Origin of the sequence: Rhizobium sp. CECT 9324, from assembly GCF_918741265.1 — a bacterium.
Lineage (GTDB): Bacteria > Pseudomonadota > Alphaproteobacteria > Rhizobiales > Rhizobiaceae > Allorhizobium.
The window spans coordinates 2,726,033-2,751,835 of record NZ_CAKKMZ010000001.1; the positions used below are offsets into that span (position 1 = coordinate 2,726,033).

Genomic DNA, 25,803 nt, shown 5'->3' on the forward strand with positions numbered 1-25,803 from the left:
CCAGACCAACCAACCGGAAAACGACAGGATGATGCGCCAGCGAGCGTCCGATCTCCCCCCTTGAGGGGGAGATGGCCGGCAGGCCAGAGGGGGGATATTGCGTGTGATTTGTGCTGTGACATCAAGTTCCAGCCTTCATGCCCGTATCCACCTTCCCCGAATAGCCACGCGGCGTGTAAACCCAGGTCTTGCCGTCGCCGGTCGTCACCGTGCGGCTTTCCGACGAGCCGACGACCACGACGGTGAGCATGTCGACATCATCGACATTGAGCGCGCCGAGCGGCACCGTGCGCACCAGTTCGCCCGGACGGCCGAGATTGGTGGCGAGGATCACCGGTGTATCGAAGGGGCGGTATTTCAAAAGTTCGTCGCGTGCATAGGCCAGTTGGGTCCGGCGCTTCATCGAAACGGGATTGTAGAAGGCGATGACGAAGTCGCCCTCGCCCGCCGCCTTTACCCGCCGCTGGATATGTTCCCACGGAGTCAGAAGATCCGACAGAGAAATGGTGCAGAAATCATGGCCAAGCGGCGCGCCAATGCGGGCCGCTGCCGCCTGCAGCGCCGAGATTCCCGGTGACACCTGCACCTCGATCCGGTTTGCCGCATCGGTGATGCCGCCCTTGTCGAACAGCTCGAACACCAGCGTCGCCATGGCATAGATACCTGCATCGCCGGAGCAGACCAGCGAAACATCCCTGCCTTCGCCGGCCAATTCCATCGCATGCACGACGCGGGCTTCTTCTTTGCCGAGATCGAAATCGTGACGGGTCTTGCCGTCGGCAAGCGCACCGAGCAGATCCAGATAGAGCGAATAACCGACGAGATCCGTCGAGGCTGCGACCATGGAGGAGACTTCCGGCGAACGCCAGCCGTCCGAACCGGGTCCGATACCGACGACAAAAAGCCGTCCGCGCGAACGGCCGATGGCCCTGCCCTCGATCACCTCGGCAGCCCGAGCGATGGCAGCGGTTGCGCCCTTCGACTTGATCTTTTCGACCACCAGTTCGCCCGTCTCGCCGACAGCCGCGAGCGCCGCACCTTCTGCAACGCCATGGCAGCCGACCTCGGCAAAGACAACATCGGACGGGTTCTTCAGCCGCGGCGTTTCGGCCTCCAGCGCCGCAGCGCTAAAGAACCGCGCCGGCACATTGAAATGCCGGGCAACGGCATGGATCGCCGCCTCGTCGGCCTTCAGGTCGATCGAGCAGACGGCGGCAAGGCTGGCAGCCGAATAACCACCACCTGCCAGCGCCTGTTCGGCCAGTGCGATCGCTTCCGCGGGATCGGCATGCCGTTCGGAGCCCATACCGAGCACCAGGGTCTTCGGATGATAGACCAGCTCCAGCCCGTCGGCAGTCTTTGTTTTATCAGTCACAGTCAGGGTCACGGGAGCCTCGTTGTCGAAAGGAATACGGGAATGCATGAGCCATGGCGCCGTGCCGACAAGCCTGGCGGCAGATCCAGCGACAAGCTCGGCCATCACGGCCTTGGCGGTTTCGGGATTGGCGAGACGGTAACCGGCTGGCGGCTGGTCAAGCGCCACGCCGAACTTCAGGTCACCGGCCGTGGTGATCGCGGCATGGGAGGACAAACCAGTTGCAATCTTGCGCGCCAGATCGTTGGCGCCATGATGTCCGCCGAGCAGAGGCACGACCGACGCACCGTCATCCGACACCACCAATACCGGCGGCTCGGACTGCTTGTCGGACAAAAGCGGTGCCAGCAACCGGATCAGCGCCCCCGATGCCATCACCGCAATGATCGGCCGGCCCTCGGCAAACAGTGCCTGGAGATAGGGCTTGACCGCGTCGAAATGCCGGTCGGCCTCCGTGACCCGCGCCCGCGCGCCATGCAGTTCGCCATCGACCAATGCGGCAATGCGGCGACCAAGATTGGCGGCGCTGTCGCTCAGCACGATGACTGCGGGCCCAAGGGAAATCTTCACGCGCCCTGCTCCGCACCAAGCCGGCTTGCCAGCGCCGGATGCCAGGTTTCAGCCCCCTTGTAGATCAGGATCATCGAGAAATACGGCGCAACATCTTCGGCAACCTCGGCAAGCGGCATCAACCGCTGTTCGGCGAGGCTGACGCGCTCGACATATCCCGCCTGCGCCGTCAGCCCGAGGTCGGCGATCAGCGAACGGATACGGGAAAAATGCCGGCCAATCTTGATGATCGCCACCGCGCCGGAGGCAGCAATGCGGTCTGCCAGAATTGCGTCGTCCAACGGGCCGGGCAGCACGGTCAGCACGTCATTGCGGGCGGCAAGCGGCCGACCAAGGCCTGCAGCCGCTGCCATCATCGACGACACGCCCGGCACGACCTCGGTCGGGTAGCGATCGGCCAGGCGCTCGAACAGATACATGAAGGAGCCATAGAAGAACGGATCGCCCTCGCAAAGAACCGCAACGTCTGCGCCGGCATCGAGGTGCCGCGCCAGCACCTCGGCGGCCTGGCTGTAGATCTCCTGCGCCGGGAAACGCTCGACCCGCATCGGCACGATGATCGGCACTTCGAGCTGGGCGGCGGTCAGATACGGGGCGACGATCTGGCGGGCAAAGCTTGGTCCCGTGTCCGGCGCCGGATAGGCAACGACCGGGCACGACTTGAGGATGCGATGCGCCTTCAGCGTCAGCAGTTCGGGATCGCCGGGGCCAAGGCCAAGGCCGTAAAGTGTTCCGGTCATGCCAGCCTCCTTGCTGCCATCGGGCCAATACCCCCCTCTGCCTTGCTAGGCATCTCCCCCACAAGGGGGGAGATCAATTCGCGGCGGGCACTTTTCCCAAAAAACAGCGGGCCGAATAATGGCACTGGCCTGTTGGCGACGATCCGGCAGGCGATATCCGTTCTGCCAATCTCCCCCCTTGAGGGGGAGATGGCCGGCAGGCCAGAGGGGGGTAAAACCCGCACAAACACCATCACGCCTCGTCCTTCGTCGCGGTCCAGATCGTCACCGGCATCAGCGACTTCCAGCCGCAATAGCGCCCGACTGGTGCTGCCCGCGAGACCTGGATTCGGGTCAGGTCGCCGCCGAAAACTCCGCGCAACTCGGCAAGCCGGGCTTCGCCCTCGATGGTGACGGCATTGGCGACCAGCCAGCCACCCGGCCCGAGCGCTTGCCAGCAGGCCTCGAACACACCCTCGCCGGTAATGCCGCCACCGATGAAAACGGCGTCCGGCCGGCGCAGGCCCGCAAGGGCTGTTGGCGCCTCGCCCGCGACAATGTCGAGATCCGGGACACCAAGATTTTCGGCATTTTCCCTGATCATCGCCACCCGTTCCGGCTTGGCTTCGATCGCGACGGCTCTTGTGCCCATTCCAGCGCGCATCCACTCGATGGCGATCGATCCGCAACCGGCGCCGACATCCCAGAGCGTGGCATTGGGAAAGGGCGAGAGCTGTGACAGCGTCACGGCGCGGATCTCGCGCTTGGTCAGTTGGCCGTCGTGGCGGAAAGCCTCGTCCGGCAGGCCAGAGACCGGCGACAGCAGCGGTCCATCGGAAGCGCAGTCGATAGCCAGCGTGTTGAAATCGGAAAATTCCGGCTGATGTTCGAGGATCTGGCGCGCCGTCAGCGTCACGATACGCTCCGTCCCGCCGCCCATATGCTCGAGCACATGCAGGATCGAATTGCCGAAGCCGCGATGGACCAGGAGCGCAGACGCCTGCTCGATGGTCGCAGCGTCGGAAGTCAGCGCCAGGATGCGTGCGCGCGGAAGCACATGGCGATGCAGAAAGGCGAGTGGCCGACCATGCAGGGAAATCTGCGTCACCGACTGCAATGGCCATCCGAGCCGCGCTGCCGCCAGCGAAAAGGCAGACGGGCTCGGCAGGACATACATTTCTTCGGCAGCCACATGGCGGCGAAGCGTCGCGCCAATGCCGAAATGCATCGGATCGCCGGTGGCCAGCACCGTGACCGGCGAGCCACGCAACTTGAGGATTTCCGCCAGCGTTTCGCGGAAGCCGGCTCCCCAGGTGAGGATACGCTTCAATTCCGGCAGCGAACTGCCGTCGATCACCGCATCGAGCCGTTCGCCGAGCACCAGCGTTTCCGCCTGCCAGACATGCGACTGCGCTTCCGGCGTCAGGCTTTCCAGCCCGTTGTCGCCGATGCCGATAATGGTGAGCCAGGGTTGCGACAGATCAGACACTGGTGCCAAGCCCTCCGGCCAGCGCATTGACCGCAGCGGAAGCCAACGCCGACCCGCCACGTCGGCCGCGCACGGCAATGTATGGGATGCCACGGCTGTCTTCTATCAGCGCATCCTTGCTTTCCGCCGCCCCGACAAAACCGACCGGCATGCCGAGGATGAGCGCCGGCTTTGGCGCACCGCCATCGATGCGCTCCAGCAGCCTGAACAGCGCCGTCGGCGCATTGCCGATCGCAACAACGGCGCCCGCGAGATGCTCATCCCAGAGATCGACCTGGGCGGCCGATCGCGTATTGCCGATCTCTTCGGCCTTCGGCCGCACGCGCGCGTCGTTGAGCAGGCAGATCACCTCGTTGTCGGCCGGCAGCAACCGGCGGATGATGCCATGGCGAACCATCTCGACATCAACCAGCACCGGTGCACCCCCCGCAAGTGCCGCCACACCGGCATCGAACGCGCCGTCCGAAAAGGCAATGTCGTCGACCAGATCGACCATGCCGCAGGCATGAATCAATCTGATAACCAACGCATCGAGACCATTGGAAAAGCGTGATAAATTCACTTCGTCTCTGATCGTTGAAAAGGATTGGCGATAGATTTCAGCGGGGTCACGGATGTAGTCGAGAGTTGCGCTCGGGGAATACCCCCCTCTGTCACTGCGTGACATCTCCCCCACAAGGGCGGAGATCGCTGAACGCGCCAAGCTGGAGCTTGTTGCGACAGCCCCATGTTCAGGTCGGCCAACCGATTTTGCGGCACAGTGGCCATCCGCATTCTGATCTCCCCCCTTGTGGGGGAGATGGCCGGCAGGCCAGAGGGGGGGAACTCCCTGCGCAACCAAAGCCTGATGCCCGATCCCGAGCACCCAGCCCTCTTCCCGCACAACCTGATCCTGCTCAACGGCCGACAGCATATCCGGTGCCGCAAACAGGTGCTCGAGAACACCAGCGGAATCGAAACGTGAAAACGCTTCCGCCACGGTCGAAACCTGCAGCGCATCGCGGACACCCTCTGCGCCATCAGGCGAAAACAGCGAGGGATAGATTTCGGCGAAGACGATAGACTTGCTGAACTCGGCTGAAAAGCCGGTCTCGAACGGCCAGACCGCGATGCGATCGGCAAAACCGCTGTCATCGATGAAGCGCGACAGCCGCGCGATGCCCAGCAGCGACTGACTGCCGACCGAACCGACATAGGCCAATTGCCAAACCGACTTGGCGCCCTTGGCATGGGCCTCGGCCACGCGAAACACCCGTGGCGCGTCGACAAGTCCAACCAGCTTCCTGTCGCTCAGATGTGTGTAGCTATGCCCCTGCGGCCGGCCCCAGAAGCGCGGCGCGTCGGCGAAATAATCGCGGTTCCAGTCCGAAGCCAGTTGGAACCGGTTATTGGCATTGTCCGGCCCGTCCTCAATGTCCTCTGCGATCTTGCGCCACAGCGAACGCCAATCGGCCCTGCCCGTCAACCGCTCCGCCGTTCCTACCGGATAGCCGAAGGCGAAATCGAAGCCGCAGAGCAGCCGTTCGCCGGCAGCCAGCGCTTCGTCGACAACAATCGCAAGCCGCTGCATGAAGGCATGACGGGTGGCGAAATTCTCCAGCCAGTCGAGACGCACCTGATCGCCGCTGCGCCGGACAAGGCAGGCCCAGATCGAATTGGCCCCCTTCACCGGCACGCCGGCGCCGGACCAGTCGACAATCAGGATGCGGTCGAACAGGGCCATTATTTCTTCTTCTGCATCGACTTCGGGCCAAGCGGATGGTCGGCATGGGGGTAAGGCGCATGATGATGGCCATGATCATGCGCGTGCCCGTGATCATGCGAATGGCTGTGGCCATGGTCATGACCATGTTTTTGATCGTGATGGCCGTGATCGTGCGCGGCAGGGCCGCCGTGATGATCGTGACCATGGTCGTGGTCATGGTCATGGCCGCAGCCGCAATCCGGTCCGTGCTCATGCACGGCCTTCCTGCCGCTCGACGGAGCATTCATCACCGCTTCGAGTCCCGCATCGGGTGCGGCGTTCAGCAGGTGGCCATATTTCCCACCCAGCAAGGTCGAGGCGCCGTAATCGAAAGCCGGCTCCAGCGGAGCAGGCTCGGCATGGCTGTGCACCGGCGTCCACGGCAGACCATGTTCGCGGCAGAAATCTTCCTCGCGGCACGACGCATCGCAGTCGCCCTGGCACGGACAGTCTTCCATGCCACCGCCAATGCCTTCGACATGGTGGTGATGGCTCTCCTGCGGCTGGCCGATATCGGCTTCGAAACCGAGGACCTGCTCGCGATATTTGCACATCTGGCAGTTCATCACGGCCGCACCGTCGAGGATCTCCCTGACCCGGTCCTGGAAGGCGTCGAGTACCAGCGGATGATCGTTCAGATAGCTCGCCTTGACGAACTGGATCTCCGGATGGCGGGCCGCGACCTCGTCGGTATAGCTGTAGATGCGCTTGACCAGCACGCCGGTGAACAGGAAGTAAGGGAAGACGATGATGCGCTTGTAGCCGAGCTTGGCGGCATGACTCAGGCCCGGCTCGACCAGCGGGAAGGTCACGCCGGAATAACATGTCTCGCCCCAGCCGAAGCCCATGCCCTCCCAGAGCATGCGCATGACCTTGGTCGCGTTGGAATTGGCATCGGGATCAGACGAGCCACGCCCGACCACCATCAGCAGCGTGTCATGCTTGTCGACGAAACCGAGTTCGGCATTGGCCTGATCGACCGCTTCCTGGATCCGGTCGCCGGCGGCGCGGATCATCTTCAGGTCGATACCGAGTTCGCGACCATAATTGATCACCATGCCCGGGTTCTGTGCTTGATAGGTGTTGAGAACCGACGGAATGTCGTTCTTGGCATGACCGGCGGCGAACAGCATGCCCGGTACCGCCAGCACCCGCGTCACGCCGGCCGCGCGCAGCCTATCGAGGCCCTCGGCGATCACCGGATTGCAGAATTCGAGATAGCCGTATTCGACCGGCATGTCGGGATTGCGCGCACGCAGCGCCTCGGCGATAATCGCGAATTCACGCGCCGCGTTCTGGTTGCGACTGCCATGGCCACAGACCATGATTCCAAGTTTTTCAGCCATGAATTCCGGCCTCCCTGCTTCGTATTTTTCACTATGTACGAAGCGCCAGAGCAGCGATGAAACTACTCTATGGCCTTTGGGACAGCTCCGGAATTGGCCCCCTGATTGGGTCAGCCGCACCGGACTATTTCCAGCCTGTCGAACAGGCGCCGTCGCACATTAAATAGAGCTTTATCGAAGCCGGCTTACGGGGTCAAACCGGTTTGCGCCGCTTCGTGTGGAAGATGCGCCAGAACACAGCTGGACGGCCGGCTGGAGCACAAACGCGGCGGATGGAGTTGCTCCCGGTCAAGACTCGGTGCAAAAGTCCTGGGCTTCTTTCCACCTGCCCCAACCCGGCACCCCCCTCCACTGACATCGAGTGACCCGTGTCCGATCTCGCCTTCAACCTCCTCCTTCTGCTCTTTGTCGCCGCCTTTATCGCCGGATTCGTCGATTCGATCGCCGGGGGTGGCGGGCTGATCACCATCCCTGCCATGCTGATCGTCGGCATCCCGCCGTTGCAAACGCTGGGAACCAACAAGCTGCAATCGATGTTCGGCGCAGCGTCTGCGACGATTGCCTATGCCCGCAAGGGCCATGTCGACCTGAAGAAGCAATTGCCGATGGCGGTCATGGCGGTGGCTGGCGGCGCGATCGGCGCCCTGATCGCAACCATCGTGCCGGGAAGCGTCCTGCGCGCGCTGATGCCGTTCCTTCTGGTGGCAATCGCGCTCTATTTCGCCCTGAAGCCGAACCTGTCGGACGACGATCGCCACCAGCGCATCACGCCATTCCTCTTCGGCATGACCTTCGTGCCGCTGATCGGCCTCTATGACGGCGTCTTCGGCCCGGGCACCGGCTCCTTCTTCATGCTCGCCTTCGTCTCGCTGGCCGGCTTCGGCGTGCTGAAGGCGACAGCCCATACCAAGCTGCTCAATCTCGGCTCCAATGTCGGCGCCTTCATCGTCTTCATGGTCGGCGGGGTCGTGTTGTGGAAAATCGGCCTGATGATGGGCCTTGGCCAGTTTCTCGGCGCCCAGGTCGGCTCGCGCTTTGCCATGAAAAGTGGCGCCAAGCTGATCAAACCGCTGCTGATCGTCACCTGCGTGGCACTGGCCATCAAGTTGCTGCTCGATCCAACCAATCCGATCCGGCTATGGATGGGGTTTTAGGCACGCGACCGCTTTTGATTACCTCCGGCATAATTGCTAGTCTGTTGCCAGCCCGCGATGATCACCCTGCCTGATGAGGGCAAGTGATCAAAAGGAGCATGACAATGAACAATGCAGAGAAAATCGCAGAGCGCTATATCGCCGTGTGGAACGAGACCGATGTCGGCCTACGGTCGCAATTGATTGCCGATACGTTCACGGAAGACACCTCCTATGTCGATCCGCTGATGGCGGCGAGTGGTCCGGTCGAACTGCATGCGCTGGTAGGTGCCGTCCATCAACGTTTCCCCGGCTTCCGCTTCGCGCTGATGGGCAAGCCGGATGGCTATGGTGACCGCCTGCGCTTCTGCTGGAAGCTCGGTCCGGCCGACAATGACGACATGATCAAGGGTACCGATTTCGCGATCGTCGAAAACGGGCGCCTACGCAGCATCAATGGCTTCCTCGATCAGGTGCCGGCGACGGCATGATCACATCGAGCCAAAGCCTGGGCGACATCCTGCGAGAGTGGCGGCGTCGCCGCCACTTGAGCCAGCTGGATCTCGCCCTCGAGGCCGATATATCGCAACGGCACCTGAGTTTCATCGAAAGCGGCAGGGCCTCGCCGAGCCGCGAGATGCTGCTGAGATTGGCCGAGCGACTGGATGTGCCGCTGCGGGAGCGAAATCCGATCCTGCTGGCGGCAGGTTATGCGCCACTTTATCTGCAGCGTCCGCTGGATGACCCCGCCCTCGCCGCTGCGCGACTGACCATTGATCTGATCCTGAAAGGCCATGAGCCGCATCCGGCTCTGGCCGTGGACCGCCACTGGACGCTTGTCGCCGCCAACAATGCGCTATCGCCGTTGCTGGCCGGTGTCGCCGAGCCGGAACTGCTCCGGCCTCCCGTCAATGTCCTGCGGCTCAGTCTGCATCCCGGAGGTCTGGCACCTGCGATCGTCAACTTCAGCCAGTGGCGTCATCATCTGCTGGATCGCCTGCAGCAACAGATTTCCGCAAGTGGTGACCCGGTGCTGAGAGCGCTGCTGATGGAATTGCGCGAACTGCCGCAGCCAGTCGGCCGCGCCGCGGACCACCGCTCTCCCATCCGCGATCACGGCGATATCGCAGTGCCGCTGCAGCTCAAGACCGCAGCCGGCGTCCTGTCCTTTCTGTCGATGACGACCGTGTTCGGAACACCGGTCGACATCACCTTGTCGGAACTGGCGATCGAATCCTTCTTCCCCGCCGATCCCGCAACAGCGGAAATCCTTGCGCGCCTGATGGCAGGGAAAGCGACGACCTAAGGGCGGGCCATCTTTGCGCCATCAGAACTCCACGCCGATCTGCGCCTTGATGCCGGAGCGGAACGGATGCTTGATCAGTTCCATCTCGGTGACCAGATCGGCGATCTCGATCAGCTCGTCCTTGGCGTTGCGGCCGGTGAGTACGACATGCGTCATCTCCGGTTTCTCGTTGGACAGGAAGTCGACCACCTCGGCGATGTCGATATAGTCGTAGCGGATGGCGATATTGATCTCGTCGAGCAGGATCATCGAGTGCGACGGGTCACGGATCAGGTCCTTGGCCTTTTCCCAGGCGGCCTTGGCCATGGCAACGTCGCGGGCTTTGTCCTGCGTCTCCCAGGTAAAGCCCTCGCCCATGGTGTGGAACTGGCAGAGATCAGAAAAATGCTTGAGGATCATGTCCCGCTCACCGGTCGACATTGCCCCCTTGATGAACTGCACCACTGCGCATTTCTTGCCATGGGCGATATGGCGGAAGATCATGCCGAAGGCGGCCGATGACTTGCCCTTGCCCTTGCCGGTATGAACGATCACCAGGCCCTTCTCGCCGGTCTTGGTTGCCATGATCTTGTCGCGCGCGGCCTTCTTCTTGGCCATCTTCTCGGCGTGGCGGGCGAGATCCGCGTCATTGGACATCGTCTCTTCGGTCATGGTGCACTCCCAGAATTATCAAATGTTTTGACGAACCATATGCGCTGCGGCTTGCCGTCGATAGAAGGCAGCCTGCCGATTTCGATAAAGCCTTCGCGCAGGTAGAAGCGCGGCGCCTGGAAATCGAACGTATCGAGATAGATACCGACGAAGCCCTTGGCCCGCGCCATGTCTTCGGCCCGAGACAGGAGCTTGGCGCCAACCCCGAGATTGCGGACATGCGCTGCAACCGCAAGCAGCTTCACATAGAACCAGCCCTGTATCTCGGAGCCGACCAGACCGCCCAGCAAACGTCCATCGCCGTCTTCAGCGCGCAACTGCACGGTTTCGCCGTCGAACGGCTTTTCGAGCCCGCGCGCTGCCTCGTCGAGAATGGCAACGGTTGCGTCGTAAAAATCCTTGTCCTCACCCGCGACGACGCTGATCTGGATCGTATCGGTCATGCGCCACCGTCACCCTTGGGAAGATCGTCGACAATAGTGATCCAGTCGACACGCTCGTCCCAATGCCAATGTTCGAGGATGCCAACCGACTGGCCGTCATCGAGGCTCGCGACATAGAAATCAATCTCGGACGGTCGCCGCTCGGTCTGGAACGACATTGGCGATCCGCATTCGCTACAGAACCCGCGCCGCACGCCGGGTGAAGACGCATAGAAACGCAGGCTGTCGCCGGCAAATGAGGCATCGGCACGCTCGACGGTAAAGAAACTCGTAACCGGCGACGAGGCCGCACGTCGGCAGCTTTCGCAGTGGCAGTGCCCGGCCGTGCGCACCGGTCCCTGGACCTTGAAGCGCACCGCGCCGCACAGGCAATGTCCGGATAAATCAGCCATGGGTCTGCTCTCCTTGTACGATCTCAAGCAGGGAGAATTTGGCCGAATTGCTCTTCGGCGTCCACAGTCCGCGATCGATCGCCTCGATAAGCCGCTCAGACATTTCCCTGAGCGCCGGTGCATTCTTTTCTGCCATGAAGTCGCGCACACGCTCATCCAGCAGGAAGGCCTGGTAGACGGCCTCGAAATGGTGGTCGCGCACGGCGCCGGTCGTGGCTGCGAAGGCAAACATATAGTCCACCGTCGCTGCAATTTCGAAAGCACCCTTGTAACCATGGCGCATCACGCCGTCGATCCACTTGGGATTGACCACGCGGCCACGCACCACCCTGCCGATTTCTTCCTCAAGCGTGCGGATCACCGGCTTTTCCGGGCGTGAGTGGTCGTTGTGGTAGACCACCGGCCGGGCGCCCGAAACCTCTTCAATCGCCGCCGTCATGCCGCCTTCGAACTGGTAGTAGTCGTCGCTGTCGAGCAGGTCATGCTCGCGATTGTCCTGGTTCTGTACCACCGCCTGAACCGTGCGCAGCCTTTCCTCGAACAAGCCGCGTTCGACCTTGCCCTCGGCACCCGCACCATAGGCATAGCCGCCCCAGACCAGATAGGCCTCGGCAAGATCACCGCGCTTTTCCCAGCCTTTTTCGTCGATCAAGGCCTGCAGGCCGGCACCATAGGCGCCCGGCTTGGAGCCGAACACGCGGTAACCGGCCCGCCGTGAAGCGGAGGCTACATCGAGACCGTCGGCGACAAACTGCGCGGTATCGGCCCGCATGCGCGCTGCGATCGGATTATCGCCTTCGTCCTCGTCCAGTGCGCCAACGGCGCGGATCGCCTTGTCGTAGAGGGCGATCTGCTCCGGGAAGGCATCGCGGAAGAATCCCGAAATGCGCAGGGTGACATCGACGCGTGGTCGGCCGAGCAGCGCCTGTGGCAGGATCTCGTAGCCGGTCACCCGCCGCGAGGCCATGTCCCAGACCGGCTTGACCCCAATCAGCGCCAGTGCCTGGGCGATGTCGTCACCACCGGTGCGCATGTTCGACGTGCCCCAGGCCGTCAATCCGAACGACACCGGCCATTCGCCGTGGTCCTGCACGTAGCGCTGGATCAGCAGTTCCGCCGAGGCCTTGCCAAGCTGATAGGCCGCTGGCGTCGGAACGGCACGGCTATCGACGGAGTAGAAATTTCGGCCCGTCGGCAGCACGTCCGGTCGTCCGCGCGTCGGCGCACCGGACGGGCCGGGGGCGACAAAACGGCCATCAAGGCCCTTGAGCAGGCCGACGATTTCGGCGGGACCGGACTTGACGATCGAGGGTTTCAGGCGGGCTTCGATTTCCGCGAGGACCGCTCGGGTTCGCGACCAGTCCGGCGGACATCGGAGATCGCCGGAGACGAAGGCCGCAGCCAGCAGTTCGATGCGTTCGACCGTGTCGCCATTGGTGCGCCAAGGTTGGTCAGTGAGCGGGGCGAGGATTTCTGGGCGCGGTCCGGTCCAGGGGTCGGACATGATGCAGTCGAGGGGGTCGAAGTTGGACTTGTGGGTTACAATACCCCCCTCTGTCCTGCCGGACATCTCCCCCACACGGGGGGAGATCGACAGACCCGAAACGCCTCGCTCGCCGCCGAGGTTTACCAAGGGGTGGGCTTCTGCACCCGTAGCATCTGGATCGGGCGGCTGCACCAGATCGATCTCCCCCCGTGTGGGGGAGATGCCCGGCAGCGCAGAGGGGGGTAAACCTGGATGCAGCCCATCCGCCGCGATCGCCCGCTGCAGGCTCTGATCCCCGCCCTCGCCCAATCCGCGCGGAACACGCGCCAGCGCCACCGTCAGGTCGGTCAACAACCGTCCTTCCGGGGCAAGGCCGAAGATATGCAGTCCGTCGCGGATCTGCATTTCCTTGAGGTCGCAGAGATAGGCGTCGAGCTTTTCCAGCGCCGTCTCTTCCTGCTCGCCCTTGCCGATCCCGGCATCCTGGTCGAGGCCTATATCCCTGACCAAGTCGAGGATCTGCGTCTTCAGCAGCTTCAGCCGACGTGGGTCGCCGCCGGATGCCTCGTAATATTCGTCGACCAACGCCTCCAGATCCTTCAGCGGCCCGTAGCTTTCCGCTCGCGTCAAAGGCGGCGTCAGGTGGTCGATGATGACAGCCGATGTCCGACGCTTGGCCTGCGTGCCCTCGCCCGGATCATTGACGATGAACGGATAGAGATGTGGCAGAGGCCCAAAGATGGCTTCCGGATAACAGGTCTCGCTGAGTGCCAGCGCCTTGCCCGGCAGCCATTCGAGATTGCCGTGTTTGCCCATATGGATCAGCGCATGCGCTGCAAACTGTTTGCGCAGGAAAGCGTAGAAGGCGAAATACCCATGCGGCGGCACCAGATCCGGCGAATGATAGCTTTCCTTCGGATCGATATTGTAGCCGCGCGCCGGCTGGATGCCGACCATGACCCGCCCGAAGCGCATCAACGGCAAGGCGAAGCCGCCGTCGAGGAAGAAGGGATCCGTCTGTGAATCGCCCCAGCGAGCACTCACATCGTCTTGAATCTGTTTCGGAAGCGATTCAAAGAAGACCTTGTAATCGCTGAGTGAAATGACTTCGCGAATGACGCGGCCATCATGCGCTGCATTGGTCGGCCCATCCATCAGCGCCGTGATCAGCGCATCGCCATCGGCCGGCAGCTCTTCCACCTTGTATCCTGCCGCAGCCAAAGCCCGCAGCACCTCGATCGTGCCTGCCGGCGTGTCGAGCCCGACGCCATTGCCGAGCCTGCCGTCGCGGTTCGGATAATTCGCCATGATCAGCGCAATGTTGCGCTCGACGGGCGGCGTTGCGCGCAGCCGCGCCCAGTTGGCGGCAAGCTGCGCGACAAATGCCATGCGCCCCGGATCCGGTTCGTGACTGACAAGATTGGTCTCGACCCGGTCATCGAAGCGGGCCGCCGACTTGAACGAGACGGCACGCGTCAGCACCCTTCCATCGACCTCTGGCAGCGACACGCTCATTGCAAGATCGCGCGCCGACAGCCCCTGGCTCGACGCTTCCCATACCGCTTTCGGTGACGAGGAAAAGATCGCCTGCAGCACCACGGCACCCTGTTCGTCGAGAATGGTCGAGGGATTTTCTGATCCCGGCGCCGAGACGGCAAAACCGGTCATGTTGATCACCACCTCCGGCGGCACGTCACCAAAGACAGCCCGCAGTGTCTCGACCGAGACCTGGTCCTTCAGGCTGGAAACGAACACCGGCAGCACGCGCAACCCTTCCGCCTGCAACGCCTCGATCATCGCCTCGACCGGTTTCGTCTCGCCGCTCTGGACAAGCGCGCGGTAGAAGCATATGGCCGCGACGGAGGGTGGTGCAGGGGCGCGCTCTGCCTGCACATCCTGCCACTCCGCAATACCGATCGCGCCCCTGCCTGGCCACCAGATGCCGGCTTTCAGCAAGGGACGTGCCGGCTCCGGCTTGTCGCCATTCGATAGCATCGCTTCCGCATAACCAACGAAATGCGCCGTATTGCGGTCGCCGCCTTCGGTCAGGTAGCGCCACAGTGCCGAACGGTCGCCATCCGTGCACAGACTGAACGGATCAAGCCCAGCATCGGGCTTGTCATCGCCGGGCAGCGTCACGATCAACGCCCCCTTGGCGCGCGCCGCGGCCGTCAGCGCCTCCAGCGCATAGTGGAAATAACTGGCGCCACCGAGCGCCCTGACGATGATCAGTTTCGCGTGGCGTGCCGTGCGTTCGACATAGGTATCGACCGACATCGGATGCTTGAGCGCCATCAAACTGGCAAGGCGCCAGCTCGACCCGGACCCCGCCGCTGCGACGGCCGTAGCCACCGCCGACAGTTCTGTGTCGGCGGCAGACAGAAACAGGATTTCGCCAGGCGACTGCCCAAGATCGATCGCTTCGTCTCCGTCGGCAATCGAGCCTTTCTGGGCGAGAAGAAGATGCATTACAGGGCGCCTTCCGTGATCGATGCGATAGCCGATACCCCCCTCTGGCCTGCCGGCCATCTCCCCCTCAAGGGGGGAGATCGCAAACGGATAGCTCTCGCCTTAAAACGGCACCCCCTCATTTCCACGCCACACCTTACAGGACGCGCAAGGCATGCGATCAGCGGATCTCCCCCCTTGAGGGGGAGATGGCCGGCAGGCCAGAGGGGGGTGCTGTCGCGGGTCATCTGTCTATTCTTCTGATGTCAGGCCGCCGCAGCCTGCACGGCTTCGACAACCGCGCCGAAATCCCATTCATGCAGGCCGATCACGACAAGGCGGGTCTCGCGCTTTTCGCCAGAAGTCCATGGCCGGTCGAAATAGGTTTCGATCCGTGTGCCGACAGCCTGGATGACGAGCCGCATAGGCTTGCCGGGCACGTCGATGAAGCCCTTGAGACGCAGGATATCATGGCTCTCGATCACCGGCTTCAGGCGATCGACGAAGGCCGCCGGATCGGCAATCGAACCGAGCTTCAGGACGAAGCTCTCGAATTCGTCATGGTCATGATGATGGTCATGTGCCGCGCCGCTTTCGTGCAGCGCCTCATGTTCCAGTTCGTGATGCGACTTGCGATTGTCGATATCGTCCTCGGTACCGGCACCGATGCCCAGCAGCACCAGCGAAGAGACCTCGCCATTGCGTGCTTCGACCATCGCCGGCTTGCGCTTCACCCGGCCGGTCACCTCGGCGCGAACGGCGGCGATGGCGGCGGCATCAAGCAGGTCGGTCTTGTTCAAGACGATCAGGTCGGCGCAGGTCAGCTGGTCCTCGAAAAGTTCTTCGATCGGGCTCTCGTGATCGAGGCTTTCATCCTCGGCCCGAGCCGCATCAACCTTGTCGTGATCATCGGCGAACCGGCCGGCGGCAACGGCTGCGCTGTCGACGACGGTGATGACGCCATCGACGGTAACGCGCGTGCGGATATCCGGCCAGTTGAACGCGGCGACCAGCGGCTGCGGCAGCGCAAGTCCAGAGGTCTCGATGACGATGTGGTCCGGCTTCACGTCGCGCTCAAGCAGCCTCTGCATCGTCGGAATGAAATCGTCGGCGACCGTGCAGCAGATGCAGCCATTGGTCAGCTCGATAATGTCGTCTTCGGTGCAATTGTCGGCACCGCAGCCCTTCAGCACGTCGCCATCGACGCCAAGATCGCCGAATTCATTGATGATCAGAGCGATCTTCTTGCCATTGGCATTCATCAGCATGTTGCGGATGATCGTGGTCTTGCCCGCGCCGAGGAAGCCGGTGATCACGGTGGCGGGAATTTTCTGCTGCAACATGGTTCAACCCTTCATTTTCAGCGGCAATCCGGCCGCGACGAAATACACGTCCGCAGCCTGGGCTGCGATCATCTGGTGAAGCCGTCCGACATGGTCGCGAAAATCGCGCGCCATCCGGTTTTCCGGCACGATGCCGAGGCCGACTTCATTGGAAACAAACACGACCCGGGCTTTCAACGACGGCAGCAGGTCCGCGAGTGCGCAGCTCTCTGCAGCAACATCACGTCCCTCCTCCATCATCAGATTGGTGACCCAGAGCGTCAGGCAATCGACCAGCACCACCCGGCCGGGATCGTCGATCCGCGCCAGCATGCCGACAAGGTCGAGCGGCTCTTCATGTGTGGTCCAGCCATGGCTGGCGCGATCGTGCTTATGGGCTTCGATACGCGCGCCCATCTCGTCATCCCAGGCGCGACCGGTGGCGAGGTAGTTGAGCGCAAGGCCGCTGTCGCGGCAGATTTGTTCGGCAAAGCGCGACTTACCGGAACGAGCGCCACCCAGGACAAAAACGGAAGAATCAACGGACTGCATGATTCAGACATGCTCCGCAATACGGGAGCAGGAGAACGGCGTGACCGACAAAATGCCGTCGCCAAGCAGACCAGGCCGGTACGCATCCCGAACCGGATGCACCGTCCCGCGCGACCATGAGGTCCCGCAGAAATCAAACGTCGCCACGACAACCTCCGTGCTGGCGCCGGGGATCTCTCCCCATAAATTGGGCCTTCTCGGCCCGTCACGGACGGCAGGTCTCCTGGCTCGCAGCTGCCGGCGAAAACGCCAACGGATCCTCCTCGCCTTCCCAGGGCTTGAGGCAGTCGCGAAAAGGCGGACGATTCGTAGATAAAGAGGCGTCCAACCCCGGCTGATCGCGCTGCCACCCCAGTGGCTTTTCCGGTTTCCTGCATCCAGCACCGACCGCACCTGCGATCCGTCATGCCTTCGGCACCAAAACCGGATGGAAAACCCTCGCTGCTCTACAGTCGCGGGGTCGGCTGCGTTTGGCAGTCCCGGTCTGGGTCCCTGCCTCCGCATTCCCTTTTGCTTTCCAGGCCACACTTCTGTCGCCCGAAAACCATCCAGGTCAAAGGATTAGGCCGTGACTTGCGGCAAGTCAATCAAGACCGGCCGCGCATCAACGGCTATTGACGAAATTCGGGATTGGCAGGTCAGGACTAGGGCGCCAGGCACTCGGCATCCGTGACCGGATCGCATTGTCCGTCAAGCCGAACAGACCCACGGGCTCCCTGCTCCACCGGGCCACCTTGCGCCGGCGCGTTGCGGGCTTTTGCCTTTGGCGGCTGAACCACGGGAGCCACAATCACCGGAGCAACGATTTCCGCCGGCAAGGGAACCGGAACTGCGTCAACGACGGGCGTAGGCGTAGCCGCCGCAACCGGTGCTGCAGTGCGTAGCGGCGGCGGCGTGACAGCAGCCGCAACGGCAGGAGCGGGATCGCTCGCAAACCGCGTCGACATCGTCTTCGGCGGCCGCACCGTCCTGATCCGTGGCACAGTCAGCGAAAAGGCAAAACGGATTCGGGCGGCGATTTCTTCGGCCAGCGGCTCGCGGCCAAAGCGCGGATCATTGGTCGGGCTATTGACGGTAAAGGTTCCGGCGGCAACCGGCTCGCCGATCTCGATCGACGCAGCCGTGACGGTAAAGCGCACTTGCTCGAAATAGCGCCGGGCATTCAGGCCGGTTCCGAACTTGTCGATCTTGACCAGCAGTACGACGCGCTCGGCGTCAGCCGGCGGCCGGGTCGAGGCAATCGCCGCCGCAACCCGCCGATCGATGCCCTTGATCAGATCGTATGGAACGCTTGCATCGGCCATCACTGTTACGTCGCGCACATAGTAGACGAGCGGTCGACGAATACGGTTTTCCCCGGACAGGGAACAAGCGGACAGGACGAGGAGGAGCCCGAGCGCAAAAGCGATGCGGAAACTGCGAGCAACCATCTGGACAACCCCGACGCGGTGATTCTAACCCGTCCGAGCATTGGTCGATTATGGTTAGCCCTTCGTTAATCCTGACTGTCGAGGGCAGCAAACAGCGATGCTGCGGCGGCTATTTCACTGTAGCGCGCCGCGCGACGGGCGTCAGCCTCCTCGTCGCTGCCCCAGTGCTCGATCGTCCAGTCTTCATCGAGATGGGCAAGGTCCCACACCGTATCAAGATCGAAGGCACCATCGGCAAAAGCCAGCGCCAGGATCGAAGAACCGGCAAGCGTCGTCACGACATGCAGACAGGACAGACGGAAGGCTTCCCGGTAGCGTTCAAGACCGGCCGCATAGGCTTGAAGCGCCTGATCCGGCTGTTCCTGGTGGATCACGCCTTCCGCCAGGATGAAATGGGCCTGATGCGCTTGCGCAACCCAGGCCAGAACGGGATCCCAGCGGTTCGCTTGCCGGTCGACAAGCTCCTGCGGGCTATCGGCGCGGTAGCACAAAAGGTCACTGCCGGCAAAACGCACGATCTCGTCGAACACTTCGGAAAGGTTGAGGCTGACAGCATCGATCGCGGTATTGGCAAGCTTGGTGATCGGCATCGTTGCCGGATTGATCACCTGATCCTGCGCCGCCCATTCGGCAGAAACCAGTTCGGCCGCCTCCTGCGTCGGCAAACGCAGAGTATTCTTGGCGGGCGTCTTCACCGGTTTTCCGTCGAGATGGATCGCAAATCCCTCCCCGTCGGCGGAAATCGACACGGTCGTGTAGAACCGCTTCGGCAACGGCCGTTTCATTTGGATCTGCGCCCGGCGCACCGGATCGGCATCGCTCTGTTCCGGAATGAACGTGCCGGAAATGGCGCTGAGCTCGTCACGCATGATTAGGGTCCTCAGTGGATATAGGCGAGAAGATCAGCCGGGCGGTCGACGACCGCATCGGCACCGGCTTTCCAGAGTTCATCGACCGAGGCATAGCCCCAGGAGACGCCGATGGCGGTCGCGCCTGCAGCCTTGGCCATCTGCATGTCGAACACGGCATCGCCAATGACGATCGTCTCATACGGTGCAATCCCCGATTCGTCACAGCATTCCGTCACCATCGCCGGGTGCGGCTTCGACGGGCAGTCATCGGCCGTGCGGCAGAACTGGAAATGCGGCGCAAAGCCGTGGCCTTCCAGGACCATGGCCAGCCCGCGTCGCGACTTTCCCGTGACCGAACCCAAGACAACATCGTCTCGGGCGGCCAGCGTGTCGATCACGCTGCGGATACCGTCGAACAAAGGCTCTTCAAAACCGCTGTCGCGACGGACGTCACCGAAGATCGACTTGTAGTAGGTCGCCATCGCGACCGCCTCGTCATCGGCATGCGGCTTGCCGTCCATGCGGGCAATGGCAATGTCGAGCGTCAGGCCAATGATCGCCTTGGTCTCGGCGACCTCAGGTTCGCGCTTGCCGAATTGCAGGAAAGTCCGGCGCATCACCTCATGGATCAAGCCGACGCTATCGACCAGCGTGCCGTCGCAATCGAACAGGACCAGCTTCATTCGTGATCTTCCCGCTCACCCGACGCCATGTCGAAGCCGAACAGGTTCCAGGTCTGCACCATATGCGGCGGCAGAGGCGCCGTCACCTTCAGGCGTCCGCCATCCGGATGCGGGATGTCGATATGCCGGGCGTGCAGATGCAGGCGCTTCTGCACGCCGCCAGGGAAGTCCCAGTTGTGATCGTCGTCGAAATATTTCGGATCGCCGATGATCGGATGTCCCATATGCAGGGCATGCACGCGCAGCTGGTGGGTACGGCCGGTATAAGGCTCCATCTCCAGCCAGGCGAATGTATGCGCCGCCGTCTCCAGAACGCGGTAATAGGAGATCGCGTGATCGGCACCGTCCTCGCCATGTTTGCAGACGCGCATGCGGTCGCCCTCATCGGTCTGGTCCTTGACCAGCCAGGTCGAGATCTTGTCACTCTGCTTGCGCGGCACGCCCTTGACCAGCGCCCAATAAGTCTTCTTGGTATCGCGCTCACGGAAGGCGGCAGTCAGCTTCTGCGCTGCACCGCGGGTCTTGGCCACCACCAGAACACCGGACGTGTCGCGGTCGAGGCGATGCACGAGGCGCGGCTTCTCGCCCTTCTTGCTGGTCCAGGCTTCGAGCATCTTGTCGATATGGCGCACAAGGCCGGAACCGCCCTGCACGGCAAGGCCCGCCGGCTTGTTCAGCACGATGACCTTTTCGTCTTCATGCAGCAGCATGCGCGACAGGAGTTCACCGTCTTCGGAATGCTTGAGATCGTGCGAGCCGATCGGACCGGATTTGACCTTGAGGTCGACGTCGAGCGGCGGAATGCGAACCACCTGCCCTGGCTGAACGCGTGCATCGGTCTTCACCCGGCCACCATCGACGCGCACCTGGCCGGAGCGCAGAAGTTTCTGCAACGGGCCGAAGCCAAGCCCCGGGAAATGCACCTTGAACCAACGGTCCAGGCGCATGCCGGCCTCGTCGGCTGCCACGGTGATATGTTCGATGCCTGCCATGATATTCAGAACTTTCTTTGTCGCCACAGGCCCTGCCTGCGCCTTTTTATGTGCGCTTTAGAGCATTTCGCCGCAATATGGAAACAGGAAAACCGATTAGCCGAAGCTGCGCGCCAGGCCAAGGCCCAGCACTGCTGCTCCGATCGACAGGATGACACTGGCAGCGACATAGACAAGCGGCATCACCAAGGCACCCCGTTCGGCCAGCACAATGGCGTCCAGCGTAAACGCCGAGAATGTGGTGAAGCCGCCCAGAACGCCGGTAATCAGCAGCAGTCGCAAGGCATCCGAAGCGCCGAAGCGCACCATGACCACATGCGACAGAAGGCCGATCGCAAACGAACCCACGATATTGACCGTCAACGTTCCCCACGGGAAGTTCGGCCCCATCAGTCGCAAGGCCGCCATACCGGTCAGATAGCGCAAAACAGACCCGATGGCGCCGCCAAGCGCAACCAACACCATATGATACATCGACAACTCCAGGCGTCTTAGAGAGCCGCCCGCATTACCGGACCTACGAGGTCACTGGACGGCCGCTTTCAGAAATTCTGTAGTGAACGTAGCAAGCGCAGTCCAGTCGGTAAATTGATGGTCCTGACTGACATCTGTCGATGCCCTCTCGCGCGCCGCCATGCGTCGCATCATCCAGCGCTTGAAGAAATCATACTCACTGTAGCGCAGTGCTCCGGCCGCGTGATGCACCATGCCGGGCCGCCAATGCGTTTCTGCAAACAGGCTGCCTGCGAAATCCTGCGCCTCCTGCCGCTCTTCCTCCAGCTCGCTTCGGATCAACAGCGAAACAGACACAAAGGCCGTCGGGATCGATTTCAACCAATCAGCTTCGCGACGGACGAAGCCGACGAAGGGATCCGGGTAGCGCCCTGCATGCACCGGCGCGCAAAGGATCGCGGCCTGGGGATGATCAACGCCGTATTCGACCATCTCCCCGACATTGAACAACAAGGCCCGGTGACCATGTTTTTCGATCTCCGCAGCGATCGCCTCAGCAATCTTGCGTGTCTGCCCCTCGATGCTGACATAGCCAACCAGAACAATCATTCCACCCTCCCGCAAAGCGCTTTAACTAGGCGCCTTCGAATTGTTGAACCTTGTAACAGACCCAACAGAGCAGATTCTTGATCTAGCACAAATGCCGCTGTTTACGGCCTTTTTCGCCGCATGACACAACCATGGCATTTTATTAAAAACACGTCATTCGATTTAAAGATGCAGAGATATCCGTGCTTTATGATCAAGTGGTAAAGTAATATCTGGATGTAACCCATGACACAGGTCGTGACAGTCTCTGCTACCACCGCCGCCTACGCAATGGAGCCGATCAAGCCGCAGCAGCGGGTGACCGGATCAAGCCATGCGGAGGAGACCACCCGCCTTCTCGCTGAAAAGGCGGCGAAAGGTGAAGACTTCAAGCTGAGGGCAATGGTCAGCATTGTCCAACCTCCAGCGCTTGCGCTCTATTTTCTGACGGCGAGCCAACAGAAACTGGAACAGGCAACGCTGAAGGAAACCATCTCGGCTTATCGGAGTTCGGTCGCCTGACCGCAACTCTGCTCTCCCCAATTGCAAAACCGCGGCCAATGACTGGCCGCGGTTTGCTTTTTCGAGGATCTGTCTGAGCGTGGCTGGCCTTTCAGCTCAGTTGGACCTGGCCGGGCCGATCGGCAGAACGACATCGACACTGCCCGCCTTCTGAAATGTCAGCGTCACCGGAACCGTCGCACCGTCGCGGAAAGGCTCGCTGATCTTGAAGAACATCAGATGCAGACCGCCGGGCTTCAATTCCACCGACTGACCGGCGGGGACCTTGATCCCATCCGGCAGCTGCCGCATCTTCATCACGTCATTGACCATCGCCATTTCGTGCAACTGAACTTCACCCGCATTGGGAGACGTTGCGGAAACTAGCACGTCGTCTTCAGCACCCTTGTTGGTGATGGTGATAAAGCCGCCGCCAACCGGCTGGCCCGGCAACATCGCCTTGGTGAAACCGCCCGACAATTCCAGATCACCGAGGGTCACGGTATCGAATCCACCTGGATTGACGGCGGCGGCATGGTCACCATGGCCCGCATGCGCATCATGCCCGGCATGGGCACCGGTTGCCGGAGCACCATGGCCGGCATGTTCATCCGCACCCTCGGTCGCAGAAATCTTCAGAACCGGAGCCGGGCTCTTCAGATCATGCGGGTCCTGACCGGCTGCGGCGATATCGGTCCAGGCAACAGTGGCGTCGGTGCCGCACAATTGAACGGTCGGGAAAGCCAGACCGGTTTCCGGATCAGCGGCAGCCACCTTCCCGTAGATCGTGAACGTGTCGTAGAATTCATCCGGCAGATTGCCGTTCTTGAAGCGGATCTCGACCGGACCGGATGTCACCGCCTCGCCGTGATTATCATACGAATTCTGATAGTCGCCAGAGATGACTTCGATTTCCCAGCCGGCCTTGGGCTGTGGCTTGGCCGAAATGAACCCTTCCGGCAGCTTGATCTGCACCTCGTTGGTCGCCATGCCGTCACAGCCATGTGGCACCTGCAGGGTCGCGGCAACATAGGCGCCGACGGCCGTCGGTGGATTGGCGAAACTGGCATGGGCAAAGGCAGCGCTGGTCGAAACGAGGGAAGCGAGCGCCGTTGTGGCAATAAGCATGGTCTTCATGGTGTGTCTCCCGGCCACGGCCCATCTCTTGCGGCGCGCGTGGCATCTCATCTGATCAAAGGTCGATTGAAAATCGGATCAGGCGATGGCCGGTGGCCCGCGTGACCGCGGCTCTTCAACTGGCGCGAAGACGTATTGCGCCGTGGCATGCTCGAAGGCCGAGATCAGGCTCGGGAAAGCGCGCAACAACCAATGATCTTGATCAGGCGTCGGCAGCAGAACCGTGGAGGCAAGCCGGCACACGTCGCAGCCGGTGCCAAAGACATCATGCTTGACGGCCGTGTCGCTGACACAGATATCGGCAAAACTGCCGTCCGGCAGTTGATAGGCGGCAGAGATGAAGGGCGAGCCCATTGCCTGCGGCGCCTTGTGGGCGAAACCGAGAGACAGGAAAGCCACGGCGCAGATCATGCGCAGTGCAACACTCCAGATCCGTCCCCCGTGCAATCTCATCAATCCACTCCGATATGCGTTGCATAACGTCATGCGGTTCGGATGCCAAGACGCAACTTGCCGCATCCGAAATCCATATCTTGAAACCGCAGGTCCCGCTTGGGCCGATTGCTGCAAATGACGCTGGCGCGACAAATATTTGTTTGCTGGCGACGTTTGCCTCTTGCCAAGCAACCGCCGCCCCCGATAATGGCATTCACGACCTTGTTGGGAGAAGCCGGTTCAATCCGGTGCCGAAGGAGCAACCGCCCCGGAAACTCTCAGGCAAAAGGACCACAAGGCGTCGACTGGACTCTGGAGAGAGGTCTGTTTCCAAAGCAGATCGCGCCGAAGGGATAACAATCTCAGGCACAAGGACAGAGGGGGCTCATGACACCGGCACAACCGTGCCTAGACTTGAGCAAGCGCGAGCGCGCGATACCGGAGACGCCCCTTGGACGATCACACCGCACTGAAACGCACCCCCCTTTACGATCTTCACGTTTCGCTTGGCGCCAAGATGGTACCCTTCGCCGGCTATGACATGCCGGTGCAATATCCGGCCGGCGTGCTGAAGGAACATCTGTTCACCCGCTCCGATGCCGGATTGTTCGACGTATCGCATATGGGACAGGTCCTGTTGACGCCGAAGTCCGGCAAGGTCGAGGATGCAGCCCTTGCGCTCGAAACCCTGGTGCCGGTCGATATTCTTGGCCTCAAGCCCGGCCGCCAGCGCTACGGCTTTTTCACCAATGACAGCGGCGGCATTCTCGACGACCTGATGATCACCAATCGCGGCGACCATCTGCTCGTCGTCGTCAACGCCGCCTGCAAGGACGCGGACGTCGCCCATATGAAGGCGCATCTGTCCGACAACTGCACGGTCGAACTGCTCGAAGATCGCGCGCTGCTGGCGCTACAGGGGCCGCGCGCCGAAGCGGTCCTCGGTGAACTCTGGGCCGGCGTCTCCGGCATGAAATTCATGGATGTCCGCGAAATCCCGCTGCTGGACGTCGACTGTATCGTGTCACGCTCGGGCTATTCCGGCGAAGACGGTTTCGAAATCTCCGTTCCCAACCACAAGGCGGTCGCGCTCGCCAAGGCACTCCTGTCGCATCCGCATTGTGCCCCGATCGGCCTTGGCGCCCGAGATAGCTTGCGTCTTGAAGCCGGCCTCTGCCTTTATGGCAACGACATCGACACCACCACGACCCCGATGGAAGGTGCCATCGAATGGGGCATCCAGAAAGTGCGCCGCAAGGGCGGCGCCCGCGAGGGCGGCTTCCCGGGGGCAGACCGCATCCTCGGCGAACTGGAAAATGGCGCATCCCGCCGCCGTGTCGGCCTGAAACCCGACGGCAAGGCACCGGTGCGCAGCCATGTGAACCTCTATGCCGACGCCGAGGGCAAGACCGAGATCGGCGAAGTCGCCTCGGGCACCTTTGGCCCGACCGTCGAGGGGCCCGTCGCCATGGCCATGCTGCCAATGGCCTACACCGCATCCGGCACCCAGATCTTTGCCGAGGTGCGCGGCAAGTATCTGCCGCTGACGGTGGCGGATCTGCCTTTTGTTACGCCGACTTACAAGCGGTGAACACCATGATGGCTGTGCCAGCCGTTACCCCCCTCTGCCCTGCCGGGCATCTCCCCCACAAGTGGGGAGATCGGCAAGCGGCAAGGCTGCGCCCAATTGAAACGGACAATGCGTGGGGAATTCGGTGCGCCTATCCCATCTCCCCACCTGTGGGGGAGATGGCCGG

The 25,803-nt window shown here is 61.9% G+C and carries 24 protein-coding genes and 2 riboswitches; of the genes, 5 read left to right on the forward strand and 19 right to left on the reverse strand.

Going from position 1 to position 25,803, the window contains the following annotated elements; genetic code table 11:
- Positions 1-121 precede the first annotated feature (121 nt).
- The 5 genes from cobJ to LQ231_RS13405 all read right to left on the reverse strand — a co-directional run bounded on the left by cobJ (position 122) and on the right by LQ231_RS13405 (position 7,243).
- The gene (cobJ, locus tag LQ231_RS13385; RefSeq protein WP_230173347.1) at positions 122-1,939 is read right to left on the reverse strand and encodes a precorrin-3B C(17)-methyltransferase; all 1,818 of its coding nucleotides are present in this window, start codon (positions 1,937-1,939) and stop codon (positions 122-124) included.
- Positions 1,940-1,941: 2 nt separating this feature from the next.
- Positions 1,942-2,685: a precorrin-2 C(20)-methyltransferase gene (gene cobI / locus LQ231_RS13390; protein ID WP_230171685.1), complete on the reverse strand. Its 744-nt coding sequence runs from the start codon at positions 2,683-2,685 to the stop codon at positions 1,942-1,944.
- Between the two features lie 232 nt (positions 2,686-2,917).
- Positions 2,918-4,153 carry a precorrin-6y C5,15-methyltransferase (decarboxylating) subunit CbiE gene (gene cbiE / locus LQ231_RS13395; protein WP_230171686.1) on the reverse strand — a complete coding sequence of 412 codons (1,236 nt, stop codon included), beginning with the start codon at positions 4,151-4,153 and terminating at the stop codon, positions 2,918-2,920.
- Positions 4,146-4,820: a precorrin-8X methylmutase gene (locus tag LQ231_RS13400; RefSeq protein WP_230173348.1), complete on the reverse strand. Its 675-nt coding sequence runs from the start codon at positions 4,818-4,820 to the stop codon at positions 4,146-4,148. Before LQ231_RS13400 ends, cbiE begins: the two co-directional genes overlap by 8 nt.
- Positions 4,821-5,875: 1,055 nt before the next feature.
- Complete coding sequence (locus tag LQ231_RS13405) at positions 5,876-7,243, reverse strand: sirohydrochlorin chelatase (protein WP_230171687.1); 1,368 nt, start codon at positions 7,241-7,243, stop codon at positions 5,876-5,878.
- A gap of 368 nt (positions 7,244-7,611) precedes the next feature.
- Between LQ231_RS13405 and LQ231_RS13410 the strand changes: the two genes are divergently transcribed.
- The 3 genes from LQ231_RS13410 (at position 7,612) to LQ231_RS13420 (ending at position 9,682) form a co-directional block, all read left to right on the forward strand.
- The gene (locus LQ231_RS13410) at positions 7,612-8,397 is read left to right on the forward strand and encodes a TSUP family transporter (protein ID WP_230171688.1); all 786 of its coding nucleotides are present in this window, start codon (positions 7,612-7,614) and stop codon (positions 8,395-8,397) included.
- A 104-nt stretch (positions 8,398-8,501) separates the two neighbouring features.
- A complete protein-coding gene (locus LQ231_RS13415; RefSeq protein WP_230171689.1) occupies positions 8,502-8,867 on the forward strand; it encodes a nuclear transport factor 2 family protein in 366 nt (121 codons plus the stop codon).
- Complete coding sequence (locus LQ231_RS13420; RefSeq protein ID WP_230171690.1) at positions 8,864-9,682, forward strand: helix-turn-helix transcriptional regulator; 819 nt, start codon at positions 8,864-8,866, stop codon at positions 9,680-9,682. Before LQ231_RS13415 ends, LQ231_RS13420 begins: the two co-directional genes overlap by 4 nt.
- A gap of 21 nt (positions 9,683-9,703) precedes the next feature.
- Here LQ231_RS13420 and cobO read toward each other — a convergent pair whose 3' ends face one another.
- The 12 genes from cobO to LQ231_RS13480 form a co-directional block, all read right to left on the reverse strand.
- Positions 9,704-10,333, reverse strand: a complete 630-nt coding sequence (cobO, locus tag LQ231_RS13425; RefSeq protein ID WP_230171691.1) for a cob(I)yrinic acid a,c-diamide adenosyltransferase — start codon at positions 10,331-10,333, stop codon at positions 9,704-9,706.
- The gene (locus LQ231_RS13430; RefSeq protein WP_230171692.1) at positions 10,330-10,776 is read right to left on the reverse strand and encodes a GNAT family N-acetyltransferase; all 447 of its coding nucleotides are present in this window, start codon (positions 10,774-10,776) and stop codon (positions 10,330-10,332) included. The genes cobO and LQ231_RS13430 overlap by 4 nt, the downstream gene beginning before the upstream one ends.
- Positions 10,773-11,168, reverse strand: a complete 396-nt coding sequence (locus LQ231_RS13435; RefSeq protein WP_230171693.1) for a GFA family protein — start codon at positions 11,166-11,168, stop codon at positions 10,773-10,775. Before LQ231_RS13435 ends, LQ231_RS13430 begins: the two co-directional genes overlap by 4 nt.
- On the reverse strand, positions 11,161-15,123 hold the full coding sequence (cobN, locus tag LQ231_RS13440; protein ID WP_230171694.1) for a cobaltochelatase subunit CobN: 3,963 nt from the start codon (positions 15,121-15,123) through the stop codon (positions 11,161-11,163). The genes LQ231_RS13435 and cobN overlap by 8 nt, the downstream gene beginning before the upstream one ends.
- Before the next feature lie 245 nt (positions 15,124-15,368).
- Positions 15,369-16,445: a cobalamin biosynthesis protein CobW gene (gene cobW / locus LQ231_RS13445; RefSeq protein WP_230171695.1), complete on the reverse strand. Its 1,077-nt coding sequence runs from the start codon at positions 16,443-16,445 to the stop codon at positions 15,369-15,371.
- Between the two features lie 3 nt (positions 16,446-16,448).
- Positions 16,449-16,976, reverse strand: coding sequence for a bifunctional adenosylcobinamide kinase/adenosylcobinamide-phosphate guanylyltransferase (gene cobU / locus LQ231_RS13450; protein WP_230171696.1), 528 nt, complete (start codon positions 16,974-16,976; stop codon positions 16,449-16,451).
- Between the two features lie 195 nt (positions 16,977-17,171).
- A riboswitch (cobalamin riboswitch) is annotated at positions 17,172-17,540 on the reverse strand.
- 80 nt (positions 17,541-17,620) lie between these two features.
- Positions 17,621-18,406, reverse strand: coding sequence for a hypothetical protein (locus LQ231_RS13455; RefSeq protein ID WP_230171697.1), 786 nt, complete (start codon positions 18,404-18,406; stop codon positions 17,621-17,623).
- A 65-nt stretch (positions 18,407-18,471) separates the two neighbouring features.
- Complete coding sequence (locus LQ231_RS13460; RefSeq protein ID WP_230171698.1) at positions 18,472-19,275, reverse strand: ATP12 family protein; 804 nt, start codon at positions 19,273-19,275, stop codon at positions 18,472-18,474.
- Between the two features lie 11 nt (positions 19,276-19,286).
- The gene (locus LQ231_RS13465; RefSeq protein ID WP_230171699.1) at positions 19,287-19,940 is read right to left on the reverse strand and encodes an HAD-IA family hydrolase; all 654 of its coding nucleotides are present in this window, start codon (positions 19,938-19,940) and stop codon (positions 19,287-19,289) included.
- The gene (locus LQ231_RS13470; RefSeq protein WP_113142469.1) at positions 19,937-20,932 is read right to left on the reverse strand and encodes an RluA family pseudouridine synthase; all 996 of its coding nucleotides are present in this window, start codon (positions 20,930-20,932) and stop codon (positions 19,937-19,939) included. The genes LQ231_RS13465 and LQ231_RS13470 overlap by 4 nt, the downstream gene beginning before the upstream one ends.
- A gap of 96 nt (positions 20,933-21,028) precedes the next feature.
- Positions 21,029-21,406: a fluoride efflux transporter CrcB gene (gene crcB, locus LQ231_RS13475; protein ID WP_113141519.1), complete on the reverse strand. Its 378-nt coding sequence runs from the start codon at positions 21,404-21,406 to the stop codon at positions 21,029-21,031.
- Between the two features lie 51 nt (positions 21,407-21,457).
- Complete coding sequence (locus tag LQ231_RS13480; RefSeq protein WP_230171700.1) at positions 21,458-21,994, reverse strand: flavodoxin domain-containing protein; 537 nt, start codon at positions 21,992-21,994, stop codon at positions 21,458-21,460.
- Between the two features lie 225 nt (positions 21,995-22,219).
- Here LQ231_RS13480 and LQ231_RS13485 point away from each other — a divergent pair, with 225 nt between their 5' ends.
- Positions 22,220-22,495 carry a hypothetical protein gene (locus tag LQ231_RS13485; RefSeq protein WP_113141521.1) on the forward strand — a complete coding sequence of 92 codons (276 nt, stop codon included), beginning with the start codon at positions 22,220-22,222 and terminating at the stop codon, positions 22,493-22,495.
- Positions 22,496-22,591: 96 nt separating this feature from the next.
- Here LQ231_RS13485 and LQ231_RS13490 read toward each other — a convergent pair whose 3' ends face one another.
- Both LQ231_RS13490 and LQ231_RS13495 read right to left on the reverse strand, forming a co-directional pair.
- Positions 22,592-23,611 (reverse strand): DUF1775 domain-containing protein, encoded by a 1,020-nt coding sequence (locus LQ231_RS13490; RefSeq protein ID WP_230171701.1) that lies wholly within the window; start codon positions 23,609-23,611, stop codon positions 22,592-22,594.
- Positions 23,612-23,689: 78 nt separating this feature from the next.
- Positions 23,690-24,064 carry a hypothetical protein gene (locus LQ231_RS13495; RefSeq protein ID WP_230171702.1) on the reverse strand — a complete coding sequence of 125 codons (375 nt, stop codon included), beginning with the start codon at positions 24,062-24,064 and terminating at the stop codon, positions 23,690-23,692.
- A gap of 198 nt (positions 24,065-24,262) precedes the next feature.
- Positions 24,263-24,350, forward strand: a riboswitch (glycine riboswitch).
- 147 nt (positions 24,351-24,497) lie between these two features.
- Here LQ231_RS13495 and gcvT point away from each other — a divergent pair.
- Positions 24,498-25,637 (forward strand): glycine cleavage system aminomethyltransferase GcvT, encoded by a 1,140-nt coding sequence (gene gcvT, locus LQ231_RS13500; protein WP_230171703.1) that lies wholly within the window; start codon positions 24,498-24,500, stop codon positions 25,635-25,637.
- The last annotated feature ends 166 nt before the right edge of the window (positions 25,638-25,803 follow it).

Excerpts from the sequence above, each read along its gene's own strand:
- cobN (WP_230171694.1), bottom strand. The coding sequence starts at position 15,123 with ATGCATCTTCTTCTCGCCCAGAAAGGCTCGATTGCCGACGGAGACGAA.
- LQ231_RS13420 (WP_230171690.1), top strand. The coding sequence starts at position 8,864 with ATGATCACATCGAGCCAAAGCCTGGGCGACATCCTGCGAGAGTGGCGG.
- LQ231_RS13430 (WP_230171692.1), bottom strand. The coding sequence starts at position 10,776 with ATGACCGATACGATCCAGATCAGCGTCGTCGCGGGTGAGGACAAGGAT.
- LQ231_RS13485 (WP_113141521.1), top strand. The coding sequence starts at position 22,220 with ATGACACAGGTCGTGACAGTCTCTGCTACCACCGCCGCCTACGCAATG.
- LQ231_RS13470 (WP_113142469.1), bottom strand. The coding sequence starts at position 20,932 with ATGGCAGGCATCGAACATATCACCGTGGCAGCCGACGAGGCCGGCATG.
- LQ231_RS13435 (WP_230171693.1), bottom strand. The coding sequence starts at position 11,168 with ATGGCTGATTTATCCGGACATTGCCTGTGCGGCGCGGTGCGCTTCAAG.
- LQ231_RS13460 (WP_230171698.1), bottom strand. The coding sequence starts at position 19,275 with ATGCGTGACGAGCTCAGCGCCATTTCCGGCACGTTCATTCCGGAACAG.
- LQ231_RS13480 (WP_230171700.1), bottom strand. The coding sequence starts at position 21,994 with ATGATTGTTCTGGTTGGCTATGTCAGCATCGAGGGGCAGACACGCAAG.
- cobW (WP_230171695.1), bottom strand. The coding sequence starts at position 16,445 with ATGTTGCAGCAGAAAATTCCCGCCACCGTGATCACCGGCTTCCTCGGC.
- cobI (WP_230171685.1), bottom strand. The coding sequence starts at position 2,685 with ATGACCGGAACACTTTACGGCCTTGGCCTTGGCCCCGGCGATCCCGAA.
- LQ231_RS13415 (WP_230171689.1), top strand. The coding sequence starts at position 8,502 with ATGAACAATGCAGAGAAAATCGCAGAGCGCTATATCGCCGTGTGGAAC.
- LQ231_RS13490 (WP_230171701.1), bottom strand. The coding sequence starts at position 23,611 with ATGAAGACCATGCTTATTGCCACAACGGCGCTCGCTTCCCTCGTTTCG.
- LQ231_RS13495 (WP_230171702.1), bottom strand. The coding sequence starts at position 24,064 with ATGAGATTGCACGGGGGACGGATCTGGAGTGTTGCACTGCGCATGATC.
- LQ231_RS13400 (WP_230173348.1), bottom strand. The coding sequence starts at position 4,820 with ATGTCACGCAGTGACAGAGGGGGGTATTCCCCGAGCGCAACTCTCGAC.
- crcB (WP_113141519.1), bottom strand. The coding sequence starts at position 21,406 with ATGTATCATATGGTGTTGGTTGCGCTTGGCGGCGCCATCGGGTCTGTT.
- LQ231_RS13455 (WP_230171697.1), bottom strand. The coding sequence starts at position 18,406 with ATGGTTGCTCGCAGTTTCCGCATCGCTTTTGCGCTCGGGCTCCTCCTC.
- cobO (WP_230171691.1), bottom strand. The coding sequence starts at position 10,333 with ATGACCGAAGAGACGATGTCCAATGACGCGGATCTCGCCCGCCACGCC.
- LQ231_RS13405 (WP_230171687.1), bottom strand. The coding sequence starts at position 7,243 with ATGGCTGAAAAACTTGGAATCATGGTCTGTGGCCATGGCAGTCGCAAC.
- LQ231_RS13465 (WP_230171699.1), bottom strand. The coding sequence starts at position 19,940 with ATGAAGCTGGTCCTGTTCGATTGCGACGGCACGCTGGTCGATAGCGTC.
- cobU (WP_230171696.1), bottom strand. The coding sequence starts at position 16,976 with ATGCAGTCCGTTGATTCTTCCGTTTTTGTCCTGGGTGGCGCTCGTTCC.